Here is a 14,647-nt window from a genome sequence, read left to right on the forward strand (position 1 = left end):
TTCGTGCGAAGGCGGTTCAGGAGTTCTTGGGCTCGACCCGGGCGACCACGGCGTGCGGGCGGCCCGGCTGCGCGGAGCCGAACGCGCGGTGCAGCTCCTCGTGGTCACGGCCGTCCACCGTCGCGGTGGACCAGCCCTCGGCGGCGAACCGGGCCGCGATGCCACCGCGCCACCCGTGGGTGGCCGAGGAGTTGTCGATCACCACCGCGCGGAGCCGGTCCAGCCCGTACGCACCGGCGAAGGCCACCGCCTCGTGGTTGCTGCCCTCGTCGAACTCGGCGTCGCCGATCAGCACCCACACCGCCGGGTCCAGCAGACCCTGGGCCCGCAGTCCGAGCGCCGTGCCGACCGCCAGCGGCAGGCCGTGGCCGAGCGAACCGGAGCCGATCTCCGCCCCGGGCACGAGCAGCCGGTCCGGGTGGTGGCCGAGCGGCGAGTCGTAGCCGCCGAAGCTCGCCAGCAGCTCGGGCGGCAGGAAGCCCTTGGCGGCGAGCACCGCGTAGTACGCCATCGGGCCGTGGCCCTTGGAGAGCAGGAAGCGGTCCCGGGCCGGGTCCTCGACGGTCGCCGGGGTGACCCGCAGGACCCGGTCGTAGAGCACCCACAGGGCGTCCAGGGTGGAGGTGGCGGCCGGGCCGTGCTTCTCGGCGCCGGTCATCCGGGAGAGCAGCTCGGGCAGGTCGGCGAAGCCGTACGGGGCCGGGGCCGGCCGCTGGAGGTGGGTCGCGGTGGTCATGCGAAGATCGTGCAACTTGAAGTCGGCTTCAGGTCAAGCCGGGCGGCCGCTATCCTCGGCGACCATGGGACTCAGCCGCCACGACCTCCTGACCATCGGCCAGCTCGCCGAGCGCAGCGGCCTGGCCACCTCGGCGCTGCGCTACTACGAGCGGATGGGGCTCATCCACTCCGAACGCACCACCGGGAACCAGCGCCGCTTCGCCCGCTCCACGCTGCGCCGGGTCGCCTTCGTCCGGGCCGCCCAGCAGGTCGGGCTCTCGCTGGAGGAGGTCCGCGCGGCGCTCGACCGGCTGCCCGTCGACCGCGCCCCCAGCCACGAGGACTGGAACGCGGTGGCCCGCACCTGGCAGGTCCGGATCGACCGGCAGATCGAGGAGCTGGAGCTGATGAAGCGCAAGCTCACCGGCTGCATCGGCTGCGGCTGCCTCTCGCTCACCCGCTGCGGGCTCTACAACGCCGAGGACCGGGCCGGCCGGGCCGGCAGCGGCGCACGCTACCTGCGCACCGGCGACCCGGCGGACGGCCCCGAACCACTGCCGGCCGGCCTCTGACCGCCCCGCGGGCGGGCCGTGCGGGCCCGACCTGACGGCCCACCAGTTGCGGGTTCGGCACGGGCGGCCCCCCGCCCCGTCTATGCTGCTGCGAGACCACGAGCACCCGGGGGAGAAACACCATGACCGACCATCAGGACGTGGCGCTGGACTGGATGTCGGGCGAGGACGAGGAGCAGCACGTCCCGGTCGACCTGCGCCCCGACGTCCCGCACCCGGCCCGGATGTACGACTACTACCTCGGTGGCAAGGACAACTTCCCGGCCGACCGGGCCGCCGCCGAGCAGGTCGTCTCGCTCGGCCCGCTGGTGCGGATCAGCGCCCGCGCCAACCGGTCCTTCCTGGGCCGCTCGGTCCGCCACCTGGCCCGGCAGGGCATCACGCAGTTCCTGGACATCGGCACCGGCATCCCCACCGCGGGCAACACCCACGAGGTCGCCCAGCAGATCCTGCCCGACGCCCGGGTCGCGTACGTGGACAACGACCCGATCGTGCTGGTGCACGGCCGCGCCCTGCTGACCGGCTCGGCCACCGGCACCGTCAACGTGGTCCAGGGCGACCTGCGCGACCCGAAGTCCGTGCTGGCCGACCCGGCGGTCCGCGCCGTGATCGACTTCGACCGGCCGGTCGCCCTGCTGCTCTACGCCGTGCTGCACTTCATCGACGAGGCCGACGACCCGTACGGCATCGTCCGCACCCTGCTGGACGCGCTGCCCTCCGGCAGCCACCTGGCGCTCTCGCACGGCACCGCCGACTTCCTCACCACCGAGGAGGCCGACCGCGGGCCGGCCGTCTACCGGGGCGCAACCGCCCAGCTCACCATGCGCAGCAAGGACCAGGTGGCCCGGTTCTTCGACGGCCTCGAACTCGCCGAACCCGGCCTGGTCACCGCCCCGCTCTGGCGCCCGGACGAGGAGCCCCAGGACACCGACCACCAGGTCGCGATCTGGGCCGGGGTCGGCCGCAAGCCGTAGGCCCGCAGCGGTGCGGCGGGGCGGACCGGGCGGGGGTGCCCGGACCGCCGCCCCCGCGAGCTGGGAGAATCGCCGGCATGGCGCACATCTCCCTCACCTCCCTGCTCGTCCGCGACTACGACGAGGCGATCGCCTTCTACGTGGACGCCCTCGGCTTCGAGCTGCGCGAGGACACCCCGCGCGGCAACGGCAACCGCTGGGTGGTGGTCGCCCCGCGCGGCGCCGCCGAGTCCGGTCTGCTGCTCGCCCGCGCCACCACGCCCGAGCAGCAGGCCAGGATCGGCGACCAGACCGGCGGCCGGGTCGGCCACTTCCTCACCACCGAGGACTTCGCCGCCGACCACCGCCGGATGACCGCCGCGGGCGTGGTCTTCCTGGAGGAGCCCCGGCACGAGCCCTACGGCACCGTCGCCGTCTTCCAGGACCTCTACGGCAACCGCTGGGACCTGCTCCAGCCCGCGGGCTGAGCCGGTTCCGGGGCCGTCCGGTCCCGGTACGGACTCAGCCGGCGGCCCGGTGCTCCGTCAGCCGCTGCCAGACCTCGCGCACCCGGGGGGCCAGGTCGGCCAGCGCGCCGCCGTTGTCGATCACCAGGTCGGCGACGGCCAGCCGGTCCTCCCGGCTCGCCTGGGCGGCCATCCGGGCCCGGGCCTCCGGCTCGGCCATCCCGCGCAGCCGTACCAACCGGTCCAGCCGGACCTCGTCGGAGGCGTCGATCACGATCACCTGGTCGTAGAGCGGGGCGAGCCCGTTCTCGGCGAGCAGCGGCACGTCGTGCACCACCAGGTCGTCCGGCCCGGCGGCGGCCTCCAGTTCGGCCGAGCGGGCCCGTACCAGCGGGTGCACGATGGCGTTCAGCGCGGCGAGCCGGTCCTGGTCGGCGAAGACGATCGCGCCGAGCGCCGGGCGGTCCAGCGAACCGTCCGGCCGCAGCACCCCGGGGCCGAACTCGGCCACCACGGCGCGCAGGCCGTCGGTGCCGGGCGCCACCACCTCACGGGCGATCAGGTCGGAGTCGACGATGACCGCGCCCAGCTCCGCGAGCTGCCGCGACACCTCGCTCTTGCCCGCGCCGATCCCGCCCGTCAGTCCGATCCTCAGCATGCGCCCAGGCTACCGGCGGCCCGGCCGGGCAGCACCGGCGGCCCGGTCGGAGGAACTCCGGCCGAACATCGGGCGAACAGTTCGAGCGCGCACCCCGCAGTCCCGGGCCCCTGGCCTGCTGGCGGGCCGTCAGCCCGGCTAGGGTGCCGGACAGACCCTCGAACGGACGGAGCACCCCCCATGTCCAGCCTCTGGCCCACCGGCCCCCGCCGGGTCCTGGTCGTCGGCATCGACGGCGTCCGGCTCGACCTGCTGCCCGACCTGCACACCCCGCACCTGGACGCGGTGGCGAAGGCCGGCTTCCTGGCCCCGGTACTCGTCGACGACGCCACCCCGACCATGTCGGGGCCGTGCTGGGCGACCATCGTCACGGGCGTCGGGGTGGCCAAGCACGGGGTGCTCGGCAACCACCTCGGTGGCAACCGGCTCGACGTGTTCCCCGACTTCACCACCAGGCTGGCCGCCGTCCACCGCCGCCGCACCTTCGCGGCCGGCGGCTGGGAGCCGCTGTTCCTGGCCCGCGGCGGCGGTCCGCTGTTCGTCTCGCCCGGCCGGCTGTCGTACATCGCGCCGCTGGAGGACACCCCCGAGGCCTGGGAGGTCTGCGACGAGCGGGTCACCGCCGAGGCGGAGTACGTGCTCGGCCACAGCGACGACGACCCGCAGGCCTCCTTCGTCTACTTCGGCGCGGTCGACGAGACCGCGCACTTCCTGGGCTGCGGCGAGGAGTACCGGCGCTCGGCCGAGGTCGCCGACCGCCGGCTGGGGCGGCTGCTCGCCGCGGTCGAGGGCCGGACGACCCGGGCCGAGGAGGAGTGGACGGTGATCGTGGTCACCGACCACGGCCACGTCGAGCAGGGCGGCCACGGCGGGCGCAGCGAGCTGGAGCGCACCGCGTGGATCGCCGCGCAGGGCCCGGGCATCATTCCCGGCGCGCCGGTCCGCCCGCTGCACCACACCGATGTGGCGGCCCACGTGTACGCGGCGCTGGAGATCGCCCCGGACCCGCACTGGACCCTGGACGGCCGCCCGTTCACCGCCGCCGAGGAGCCCGCCCCGGCCGGCTGAGCCCCGACCGGCCGAGCCCCGCGGGGCCCCGTCGGGCCGGCTCACCGGTGGACCAGCGCCGCGGTGACCCGGCCGGCCGCGTCCAGGACGGGGACCAGCCGGTACCCGTCGCGCTCCACCAGCAGCACCAGCGCCGGGCCGCCCGCCGCCCGGTCGGGCAGCATCAGCCAGCCCTCCGCGAAGCCGCCGTCCGCCGGGCCCGCGCCGGACCGGGCGGCGGCGGCCCGCTCGTGCAGCGCGGCCAGCGCGGCGGGCGGGAGGGCGTGCAGCGCCAGCACGCCCGAGTCGGTGTCCACCGCGTCGCCGTCCTCGCCCGCCACCACCGGCGGGGTGTCCCCGTGGTGCAGCAGCAGGGCCAGCACCGAGGGGTCCGCCCGGTCGCCGTCCAGCACCAGGTAGGCGGTGCCACCGCCGAAGCCGTACGACCCGCCGCCCTCCGGATCCTCCAGCAGGCACCCGTCGGCGCCGTCGAGGTCGAGCGCCCCGGCCCGGCGCAGCCGCCAGGGCCCGGGCACCTCCTCCCCGCGGTCGAGGGCGGGCAGGGCGGCGAGCAGTGCGGGCAGGTGGTCCATACCCAGCTGGACGTGGCCGACCGCGGATCCGGTTCGGCCTCGCCCGGCCGGCTGGGCGGCCGGGCGAGTCAGGTCAGGTCAGCCGGGGAGGTCGACGCCCTCGCCGACGGCGAGCTGGGCGAACTCCGCCCCGGTGCCCGGTCCGCCCTCGCCGAGCAGGCGGGCGTGCACCATCCGGCCGACGTCGCTGAGCACCGCCTCGTGGATGGCCAGCGCGCGCGAGGGGCCGGCCTCCCGGACGTAGTCGATCAGCTCGGAGACCTTCGCCCACGGGCCGGCGATCGGCAGCAGCAGGGTCTCCACCGGGTGCGGCGGCAGGGTCAGCGCGTCACCGGGGTGGAACAGGGTGCCGCCGAGCAGGAACCCGATGTTGCCGACCCGGGGGATGTCCGGGTGGATCACCGCGTGCCACTCGCCGTGCACGCTCACGTCGAGGCCGTCGATCTCGAAGGCGTCGCCCTCACCGACCACGGTGACCTTCGCGCCGATCCCCTCCAGCGTCCCGGCCACCGACCGGTTGGCCCAGATCCGCAGGCCGGGGTTGTCCGCCACGGCCGCGCGGAGCCGGTCCTCCGCGAAGTGGTCGGCGTGCTCGTGGGTGATCAGTACCGCGTCGGCGCCGCGCAGGGCGTCGGCCTCGGTGAACATTCCGGGGTCGATCACGACGGTGGAACCGCCCCGCTCGATCCGGACGCAGGCATGGCCAAGCTTCGTCAGTCGCATGAACCGGACCATACAGCAAAGCTGCGCAGTTTTGCTGGAGATCGACCGGCTAGGCTGTGCCCATGGAAGACCTCGACCCGCTGGAACTCGCCGCCGAACTCCGACTGGCCCTCGGCACCCTGGTACGCGGGCTGCGGGCCGGCGACGAGCTGCCGCAGAATCAGGCGGCCGTCCTGGGCCAGCTGGTCCGCGAGGGCCCGCGCACCACCAGCCAGCTGGCCGAACTGCAGCGGGTGCGCCACCAGTCGATGGCCCGCACCGTCGCCCTGCTCACCGAGGCGGCCCTGGTCGAGCAGCGGCCGCACGACACCGACCGCCGCAAGGTGCTGATCGCCGCCACCGAACGCGGCACCGCCGCCCTGCACGCCCAGCGGGCCCGCCGCGAGGGCGAGATCGCCGCCGCGATCACCGAGCGGCTCAGCCCCGAGGAGCGCCGGACCCTGCACGCGAGCGTGGAACTGCTGCGCCGGCTGGCCTGACCCCGCCTCGTCGCCGACCCGGAGGCCGCCGCCGCCCGTACCGCCGAACGGGCGATGCGGCATGCCCGGTCCGGGGCTCGCGCGTTGTGCTGGGCAGCAGTCCACCCAGAGAGGCACCGCCATGCGCAGCACCACCCGTTCGGCCTTGATCATCGCCGCCGCCCTGTTCGGCCTGCTCACCGTCGGCGCCGGACCGGCCGCCGCCTGCGGGGTGCTGGACGTGGCGACCGGCCTGACCCCGAGCTACGGCAACGGCTGCGTCAATCGCTGACCGGCGAGGGCAGCCGGACCCCCGGCAGCCGCGGCGAGGGCAGCCGGGCGGCCAGGCCCAGCGGGGGCAGCTTGATGTGCTCGCTCAGGCCGATCACCCGGTGCAGCCGGCGCAGCGGCGCCGGCGCCCACCAGTTGAGCTTGCCGAACAGTGACATGGTGGCCGGCACCAGCAGGCAGCGGACCAGGGTCGCGTCCACCGCGACGGCCACCGCAAGCGCCACGCCCATCTGTTTGACCATGAGCATCTGCCCGGCGGCGAACCCGGCGAAGACGATCACCATCAGCAGCGCGGCGGAGGTGATGATCCGGCCGCTGCGTTGCAGGCCGAGCTGGACCGCCTTGGTGCAGTCGTAGCCCTGGTCGTGCAGTTCCTTGATCCGGGACAGCAGGAAGACCTCGTAGTCCATCGACAGACCGAAGGCGAAGGCGAACACCAGCACCGGGATGAAGGTCTCCATCCCGCCGGTCGGGGTGAAGCCGAGCAGGCCGCTGAAGTAGCCGTGCTGGAAGACCAGGGTGAGCGCGCCGAGCGAGGCGCCCAGCGAGAGCACGTTCATCAGCAGGGCCTTGACCGGCATCACCACCGAGCCGGTCATCATGAACAGCAGGATCAGCGTGCCCGCGGCGACCAGGCCGAGCGCCCATGGGCCGCGGCTGGATATCTCGTGCTGGAAGTCGACCACCGAGGCGGCGTCGCCGGTCACGTAGGTCTGCAGCCCGCCGCGCTCCGCCCGCAGCTCGTTCACCACCGTCTTGGCCTGGGCGCCCTGCGGGTCGCCCTGCACCAGGACGTCGATGGTGCTGACCTGGTCGGTGACCGGGGCGACGGCCCGGACGCCGCTCACCCCGGGGAGCCCGGCGACCACCTGGTCCGCGTACGCCTGCGCCGCGGCCCGGTCGGCCTCGACCACCACCGTGACCGGGGCCGGGGCCTGCTGCGGGAAGCGCTGGTCGACGGTCTGCGCGACCTGGCGGGCGGCGAAGGACTTCGGCAGCACGTCGGCGCCCGAGTTGCGCCACTGCGAGCCGAGGAAGGGAGCGCCGGCGGCCAGCAGCAGCGCCACGCAGGCGAGCATCACCGGGACGGGGCGCTTCTGCACCAGGCGGACGATCCGGGAGAAGAAGCCCTCGTCGGGGACGGGGGCGTTGGGAGCCTTGATCCGGCGGCCGACGAAGCCGAGCAGCGCGGGCATCATGGTCAGCGCGACGGCGACCGCGATCACCACCACCGACACCCCGGCCGCGGCGACCGCCCGGAACACCGGGCTGGTGAAGACGAACAGGCCGGACAGTGCGACGGCCACCGTCAGGCCGGAGAAGGCGACGGTCCGGCCGGCGGTGGCCGAGCAGCGCTCCACGGCCTGGGCGATGGTGGCGCCGTTGCCGCGTTCCTCGCGGAAGCGGTTGACCATCAGCAGCGCGTAGTCGATGGACAGTCCGAGGCCCAGCACGGTGGCGATCGGCAGCACGCTGGTGTCGATGTCCATGATCCGGCTGAACCCGAACATCGCCAGCAGGGCCCCGCCCACCGAGGCGATCGCGCCGATCCCGGGCAGGCCGGCCGCGGCGAGGCCGCCGAACACCAGCACCATGACCAGCAGCGTCAACGGCAGGGTGACGATCTCACCGAACCGGGTGTCCTTCTCGGTCTGGCTCTTGACCTCCTGCTGGAGCACCAGGTCGCCACCGACGGTGACGTGCGCGCCCGCCGCGTCGATCTCCGCGAGCCGGTGGGTGACGGCGCCCTGCTGGGCCTCCGTGCTGGCGTCGGCCATCCGCACCGAGACCAGGCTGGCGTTCCCGTCTGCGGCGGTGAGCGATCCGCCGGAGCCGTACGTGTCCGCGACCGAGGCGACCCCGGGCAGGGCGGCGATCTCGGCGGTGGCCGCCGTGACCGCGGCCCGGACGGCCGGGTCGGTGGCCGGCGCCCCGTCCACCACCGCCGTGACGGTGCCCTGGACCGGGTCGGCGGCCTGCACGACCGCCTCGCCCCGGGCCGACTCGGAACCGCCGGCGCCGGTGGAGGCCACCGTGCCCTCGAAGACCCGGCCCCCGATCAGCACACCGAGGGCGAGCACGACCACCCAGAAGCCGAGGACCCAGCGACGGTGTCGGTAACACGCCCGACCGAGGGCTGCGAGCCGCCCACCGACCTGGTGATCGGCGGGCGCGTGCGGTGCAGCGGTGTGCGAGTGGCGCATGTGCGGGAGGCCTTTCGGACAGTTGCCCCAAACGTATGCGCAACCGGATGTTCAGCCTAGAGGCGGTCCATGAGCCTCATATCACACTTTCCTTCACATAAAGACCACATAAGCGCAACAAGAAACCCCCACCCGGTATCCCGGATGGGGGTTTCTCAGTGATCCGCCGTCAAGGACGGCGCGTCACAGCGATCAGCTCTGGCCGCCGGCCAGCTTCTCGCGGAGCGCGGCGAGCGCCTCGTCCGAAGCGAGAGCGCCGGAGCCCTCGTCGCTGCTGGAGGAGTACGAGCCACCACCGGAGACCGGGGCCTCCTCGCCGGCCTCGGCGGCAGCGGCGGCGTCGGCCTCGCGGCTCTTGATGACCTGGGCCTGGTGCTGCTCGAAGCGGGACTGCGCCTCGGCGTACTGGCGCTCCCACTCCTCACGCTGCTTCTCGAAGCCGGCCAGCCAGTCGTTCGCCTCGGGGTCGAAGCCCTCCGGGTAGATGTAGTTGCCCGCATCGTCGTACGAGGCAGCCATGCCGTACAGGGTCGGGTCGAACTCGACCGACGCCGGGTCGGCACCGAGGGACTCGTTGGCCTGCTTCAGCGAGAGGCTGATGCGGCGGCGCTCGAGGTCGATGTCGATGACCTTGACGAAGATCTCGTCGCCGACCTGGACGACCTGCTCCGGGATCTCCACGTGGCGCTCGGCCAGCTCGGAGATGTGGACCAGACCCTCGATGCCCTCGTCCACGCGGACGAACGCACCGAACGGAACCAGCTTGGTGACCTTACCCGGGACGACCTGGCCGATCTGGTGGGTCCGGGCGAACTGCTGCCACGGGTCCTCCTGGGTCGCCTTCAGCGACAGGGAGACACGCTCGCGGTCCATGTCGACGTCGAGAACCTCGACGGTGACCTCCTGGCCGACCTCGACAACCTCGGACGGGTGGTCGATGTGCTTCCAGGACAGCTCGGAGACGTGCACGAGACCGTCGACGCCACCCAGGTCCACGAAGGCACCGAAGTTGACGATCGAGGAGACGACGCCGGAGCGCACCTGGCCCTTCTGCAGGGTGGTGAGGAAGGTCTGGCGGACCTCGCTCTGGGTCTGCTCCAGCCAGGCACGGCGGGACAGGACCACGTTGTTGCGGTTCTTGTCCAGCTCGATGATCTTGGCCTCGAGCTCCTTGCCGACGTACGGCTGGAGGTCGCGGACGCGGCGCATCTCGACCAGCGAGGCCGGGAGGAAGCCACGGAGGCCGATGTCGAGGATGAGACCACCCTTGACGACCTCGATGACGGTACCGGTGACGATGCCGTCCTCTTCCTTGATCTTCTCGATCGTGCCCCAGGCACGCTCGTACTGAGCGCGCTTCTTGGACAGGATCAGACGACCCTCCTTGTCCTCCTTCTGGAGAACCAGGGCCTCGATGTTGTCGCCAACGGAGACAACCTCGTGGGGGTCGACGTCGTGCTTGATCGAGAGCTCGCGAGACGGGATGACACCCTCGGTCTTGTAACCGATGTCGAGGAGCACCTCGTCACGGTCGACCTTCACGATGACGCCCTCAACGATGTCGCCATCGTTGAAGTACTTGATGGTCTCGTCAATGGCGGCGAGGAAGGCCTCGGCGTCGCCGATGTCGTTGACCGCAACCTGCGGGGTGGTGCTGACAGAGGTGTCGGTGGGGCTCGTCATTAGGAAAAGGGCTCCGGTACGGACATGAAGTCGTAGGTAATGCCACGCGGAGGGCCCGTATCGCTCCCACCGAAAGCCGGACAGCCAAGAACACGGCCCGCCAGGATCCCGTACCACGAGAACCGACGTCCGTCTTGCGACCGTGGGGTCTTCGACAGATGCGAGCGCGACCTGCTCCGTCCGAGGCGCGCAGGCCCGCAGCGCAACTTGTAGCATACGGGGACAGCCGGGCACGGTCAACGCCGCAGCAGGCGAGACCGGTAGAGGCCGGGATCGATCAGGCCATATCCTCCGAACTGCGCACCTCACACCTGGGTGTGAGACAGGCAACCGCAGGGGCCCACCCCGGATGCCACAGCCCGGTGCCGGCACCCTGTTCGGGGCCGGTCGCGGCAGTAGCGCTTCCGCACCCCATACCCTACGCGACGGGCACTACCACCTTGGCCACCACCCCCGACCTCCGGCCCGACGATCCCGACGACCTGCCCCCCGAGGGCCTGGCCGACGAGGACGACGGGGACGCCGTCCGCCGCGCCGCCGGCGAGCACGAGAGCAGCCGCGCCAGCCGGCACTGGTGGGACCGCAACGCGGACGACTACCAGGACGAGCACGGCGCCTTCCTCGGCGACGACCGGTTCGTCTGGTGCCCCGAGGGCCTGGACGAGGCCGAGGCCCACCTGCTCGGCGAACCCGGCTCGTTGCAGGGCCTGGCGGTGCTGGAGATCGGCGCCGGCGCGGCCCAGTGCTCGCGCTGGCTGACCGCGCAGGGCGCCCGCCCGGTCGCCCTCGACATCTCGCACCGCCAGCTCCAGCACGCCCGCCGGATCGACCTCGGCCGCGGCGCCGAGGCGCTCGCCCTGGTCCAGGCCGACGCGGCGGTGCTCCCGTTCGCCGACGGCGCCTTCGACCTGGCCTGCTCCGCGTACGGCGCGGTCCCGTTCAGCGCCGACACCGCCGCCCTGATGCGCGAGGTGCACCGGGTGCTGCGGCCCGGCGGGCGCTGGGTGTTCTCGGTGACCCACCCGATCCGCTGGGCCTTCCCCGACGAGCCCGGCCCCGAAGGACTGACCGCCACCGCCCCCTACTTCGACCGCACCCCGTACGTCGAGCAGGACGAGCAGGGCCGCGCCACCTACGTCGAGCACCACCGGACCCTCGGCGACCGGGTGCGCGAACTGACCGGCGCCGGCTTCCGGCTGCTGGACCTGGTCGAGCCCGAGTGGCCGGAGGGGCACGAGCAGGAGTGGGGCGGCTGGAGCCCGCTGCGCGGCCGGCTGATCCCCGGCACCGCGATCTTCGTGGCGGAGCGGGGCTGACCGGTGCGTTCCGAGGGGGTCGAACTACCGGTCGCCGCAGCCGTTCCCGCCCTGCACCGGGCGCTGGCCGAGCGCGGGGTCGCGGTGCTGGCCGCACCGCCCGGCACCGGCAAGACCACGCTGGTGCCGCTGGCCCTGGCCGGGCTGGCCGGCGGCCCGGCCGGGCCGCCGCGCCGGGTGCTGGTCGCCGAGCCGCGACGGCTGGCGGTCCGGGCCGCGGCCCGGCGGATGGCCTGGCTGCTCGGCTCCGCCACTGGCGAGACCGTCGGCTTCACCGTGCGCGGCGAGCGCCGGGTCGGGCCCACCACCCTGGTCGAGGTGGTCACCACCGGCGTCCTGCTCCAGCGCCTGCAACGCGACCCCGAACTGCCCGGCGTCGACGTGGTGGTGCTCGACGAGTGCCACGAGCGGCACCTGGACGCGGATACCGCCCTGGCCTTCCTGCTGGACGTCCGGGCCGCGCTGCGCCCCGAGCTCCGGCTGGTCTGCGCCTCGGCGACCTCCGACACCGGGGCCTGGGCCGAGCTGCTCGGCGACGAGCACGGGCCGGCGCCGGTGGTCGAGGCGCACGGCGTCTCGTACCCGGTCGAGACCCGCTGGGCGCCCCCGCCCCGCGCGGTGCGCCCCGCCCGGGGCACCCGGGTCGACGGCGCGCTGCTGGAGCACGTCGCGGCCACCGTCCGGCGGGCGCTGGCCGAGCAGGACGGGGACGTGCTCTGCTTCCTGCCCGGGGTCGGCGAGATCGCCCGGGTCGCCGGACACCTCGCCGACCTGCCGGTCGACCTGCTGCAACTGCACGGGCAGGCCCCGCAGGACGTCCAGGACGCGGCACTGGCGCCGGGCGAGCGCCGCCGGGTGGTGCTGGCCACCTCGGTCGCCGAGTCCTCGCTGACCGTGCCGGGCGTCCGGGTCGTGGTCGACGCCGGGCTGGCCCGCGAACCGCGCACCGACCACGCCCGCGGCCTGGCCGGCCTGGTCACCGTCCGCGCCTCGCTCGCCGCCGGACGCCAACGGGCCGGCCGGGCCGGGCGGGAGGCGCCGGGCACGGTCTACCGCTGCTGGCCCGAGGCCGCCGACGCGCTCGCGCCGCGCTACCCCACCCCCGAGATCGCCCTCGCCGACCTGGCCTCCTTCGCCCTGCAGAGCGCCTGCTGGGGCGACCCGGACGCGACCACCCTCGCGCTGCCCGACCGGCCGCCGGCCGGGGCGATGGCCGCCGCCCGGACCACCCTGGCCGCCCTCGGCGCGGTCGGGGCGGACGGCCGGGCCACCGAGCGCGGCCGGCGGATCGCCCGCACCGGCCTGCACCCCCGGCTCGCCCGCGCGCTGCTGGACGGCGCGGAGCTGGTCGGCGCCGACCGGGCCGCCGAACTGGTCGCCCTGCTCTCCGAGGAGCCGCCGAAGGCGCTCGGTGACGACCTCGCGGAGGTCTGGCGGACCGTCCGCGGCGCCGCCGACCCCTACACCCGCCGCTGGCGGGAGGAGGTACGGCGGCTGCGGCGCGCGGTCGACGCCCCGCGCACCGAGCTGCCCGACCGGGCGGCGGCCGGCCTGGTGGTCGCCCTGGCGTACCCCGAGCGGATCGCCCGGGCCCGCAGCGCGGGCGAGCGCCCCGGCGAGCGTCCCGGTGACCGGGCGGGCGAGCGGTACCTGATGGCCTCCGGCACCGCGGCCGAACTCCCGGCCGGCGCACGGCTGTCCGGCGCCGAGTGGCTGGTGGTGGCGGTCGCCGACCGGCCCGCCCTCGCCCACTCGGCCCGGATCCGACGGGCGGTCGCCCTGGACGAGCGGACCGCCCGGCAGGCCGGGGCGGCGCTGCTGACCGAGCGCCAGGAGGTCGAATGGTCGACGCGCGACCATGAGTTGACCGCCCGTCGGGTCGCCGCCCTGGGTGCGATCGAACTCGCCGCCGAGCCGCTGAGGTCACCCGACCCGGCGCTGGTGCGGACCGCCCTGCTGGACGGGCTGGCCCGGGAGGGCGTGGCCACGCTGCTCGGCTGGCCGCCCGCCGCGTCCGGACTGCGCGAGCGGCTGGCCTTCCTGCACCGGGTGCTGGGCGAGCCCTGGCCCGAGGTGTCCGACCAGGCGCTGCTGGCCGCCGCGGACCACTGGCTGGAGCCCGAACTCTCGCGCGCCCGGCGGCGATCGGACCTCGCCCGGATCGACACCGCCGCCGCCCTGCAACGGCTGCTGCCGTGGGCGAGCGGGCAGGCCGGGCGGCTCGACGAACTGGCCCCGGAGCGGATCACCGTCCCGACCGGGTCCCGGATCCGGGTCGACTACAGCGGCGACCGGCCGGTACTGGCCGTCAAGCTGCAGGAGCTGTTCGGCTGGCAGGCCGCACCGGCGCTGGCCGGCGGGCGGGTACCGCTGACCGTCCACCTGCTCTCCCCCGCCGGGCGCCCGGCCGCCGTCACCGGCGACCTGGCCGGCTTCTGGCGCGAGGGCTACAAAGCCGTCCGTGCCGACCTGCGCGGCCGCTACCCCCGACACCCCTGGCCCGAGGACCCGGCCACCGCCGAACCCACCCGCCGCGCCAACCCGAGACGGTGACCGCAGGCGCCGGGGGCCGGCACGGCCGGGCGGCGCGGCGGCGTCCTACCTCGGCGAGGCGGCCGGGTCCGGAGGCGGGGTGGGGGTCCGCACCGGATCGCAGGTCATCACGGTGCCGGCCGCGTCGCGCTGGCAGTTCGGATCGACCGGCGCCGGGTGGTGGTCGCAGTTGCAGTTGTCGGTCCCGGGGGGTGATCCCGCTGCGCGGCGTCCTGGTGGCCCGCCGGGTGGGCGTCGCGGCCTTGGCGGCCTGCGGGGTGGCGGCGTGCGTGCTCGGGCCGGCGGCCGCCCCGGTGCCCGGACCGGCAGCCGGCTCGGCAGCGGGTCCGGAGGCCGGCTCCGTGGTCGGTGGCGGCGAGGGGACGGGCGACGGCGTCGGCGCGGCGGTCGGCGACGGTGCGGCCGACAGGTT

The 14,647-nt window shown here is 74.5% G+C and carries 14 protein-coding genes; 8 read left to right on the plus strand and 6 right to left on the minus strand.

Features of this window, described 5'->3' with window-relative positions; all coding sequences use genetic code 11:
• Positions 1-16 precede the first annotated feature (16 nt).
• On the minus strand, positions 17-736 hold the full coding sequence (locus ABT014_RS02445; RefSeq protein WP_350636082.1) for a thiamine pyrophosphate-binding protein: 720 nt from the start codon (positions 734-736) through the stop codon (positions 17-19).
• Between the two features lie 64 nt (positions 737-800).
• Here ABT014_RS02445 and soxR point away from each other — a divergent pair, with 64 nt between their 5' ends.
• The 3 genes from soxR (at position 801) to ABT014_RS02460 (ending at position 2,730) form a co-directional block, all read left to right on the plus strand.
• Positions 801-1,289 carry a redox-sensitive transcriptional activator SoxR gene (gene soxR / locus ABT014_RS02450; protein ID WP_350636085.1) on the plus strand — a complete coding sequence of 163 codons (489 nt, stop codon included), beginning with the start codon at positions 801-803 and terminating at the stop codon, positions 1,287-1,289.
• Positions 1,290-1,411: 122 nt separating this feature from the next.
• Complete coding sequence (locus ABT014_RS02455; protein ID WP_502894812.1) at positions 1,412-2,263, plus strand: SAM-dependent methyltransferase; 852 nt, start codon at positions 1,412-1,414, stop codon at positions 2,261-2,263.
• A gap of 77 nt (positions 2,264-2,340) precedes the next feature.
• The gene (locus ABT014_RS02460) at positions 2,341-2,730 is read left to right on the plus strand and encodes a VOC family protein (RefSeq protein WP_350636088.1); all 390 of its coding nucleotides are present in this window, start codon (positions 2,341-2,343) and stop codon (positions 2,728-2,730) included.
• Between the two features lie 34 nt (positions 2,731-2,764).
• On the opposite strand, the gene coaE is transcribed toward ABT014_RS02460, so the two are convergent.
• A complete protein-coding gene (coaE, locus tag ABT014_RS02465; protein ID WP_350636091.1) occupies positions 2,765-3,367 on the minus strand; it encodes a dephospho-CoA kinase in 603 nt (200 codons plus the stop codon).
• Between the two features lie 180 nt (positions 3,368-3,547).
• Here coaE and ABT014_RS02470 point away from each other — a divergent pair, with 180 nt between their 5' ends.
• A complete protein-coding gene (locus tag ABT014_RS02470) occupies positions 3,548-4,435 on the plus strand; it encodes an alkaline phosphatase family protein (RefSeq protein ID WP_350636094.1) in 888 nt (295 codons plus the stop codon).
• Positions 4,436-4,476: 41 nt separating this feature from the next.
• Here ABT014_RS02470 and ABT014_RS02475 read toward each other — a convergent pair whose 3' ends face one another.
• Together ABT014_RS02475 and ABT014_RS02480 are read right to left on the minus strand one after the other, a co-directional pair.
• The gene (locus ABT014_RS02475; RefSeq protein WP_350636097.1) at positions 4,477-5,007 is read right to left on the minus strand and encodes a hypothetical protein; all 531 of its coding nucleotides are present in this window, start codon (positions 5,005-5,007) and stop codon (positions 4,477-4,479) included.
• 78 nt (positions 5,008-5,085) lie between these two features.
• A complete protein-coding gene (locus ABT014_RS02480; protein ID WP_350636100.1) occupies positions 5,086-5,730 on the minus strand; it encodes an MBL fold metallo-hydrolase in 645 nt (214 codons plus the stop codon).
• 62 nt (positions 5,731-5,792) lie between these two features.
• Between ABT014_RS02480 and ABT014_RS02485 the strand changes: the two genes are divergently transcribed.
• Both ABT014_RS02485 and ABT014_RS02490 read left to right on the plus strand, forming a co-directional pair.
• Entirely contained in the window at positions 5,793-6,209 is a 417-nt protein-coding gene (locus ABT014_RS02485; RefSeq protein WP_350636103.1) for a MarR family winged helix-turn-helix transcriptional regulator, read from the plus strand.
• Positions 6,210-6,330: 121 nt separating this feature from the next.
• Positions 6,331-6,480, plus strand: coding sequence for a hypothetical protein (locus ABT014_RS02490; protein WP_350636106.1), 150 nt, complete (start codon positions 6,331-6,333; stop codon positions 6,478-6,480).
• Here ABT014_RS02490 and ABT014_RS02495 read toward each other — a convergent pair.
• Together ABT014_RS02495 and rpsA are read right to left on the minus strand one after the other, a co-directional pair.
• A complete protein-coding gene (locus ABT014_RS02495) occupies positions 6,470-8,560 on the minus strand; it encodes an MMPL family transporter (RefSeq protein WP_350636109.1) in 2,091 nt (696 codons plus the stop codon). The two genes, ABT014_RS02490 and ABT014_RS02495, sit on opposite strands and share 11 nt — an antisense overlap.
• Before the next feature lie 315 nt (positions 8,561-8,875).
• Positions 8,876-10,366, minus strand: coding sequence for a 30S ribosomal protein S1 (gene rpsA / locus ABT014_RS02500; protein ID WP_350636112.1), 1,491 nt, complete (start codon positions 10,364-10,366; stop codon positions 8,876-8,878).
• 482 nt (positions 10,367-10,848) lie between these two features.
• On the opposite strand from rpsA, the gene ABT014_RS02505 reads away from it, so the two are divergent.
• Positions 10,849-11,682, plus strand: a complete 834-nt coding sequence (locus tag ABT014_RS02505) for a class I SAM-dependent methyltransferase (protein WP_350636885.1) — start codon at positions 10,849-10,851, stop codon at positions 11,680-11,682.
• Positions 11,683-11,685: 3 nt separating this feature from the next.
• Entirely contained in the window at positions 11,686-14,235 is a 2,550-nt protein-coding gene (hrpB, locus tag ABT014_RS02510) for an ATP-dependent helicase HrpB (protein WP_350636115.1), read from the plus strand.
• Positions 14,236-14,647 lie beyond the last annotated feature (412 nt).

Source organism: Kitasatospora sp. NPDC094015 (assembly GCF_040304075.1).
Lineage (GTDB): Bacteria > Actinomycetota > Actinomycetes > Streptomycetales > Streptomycetaceae > Kitasatospora.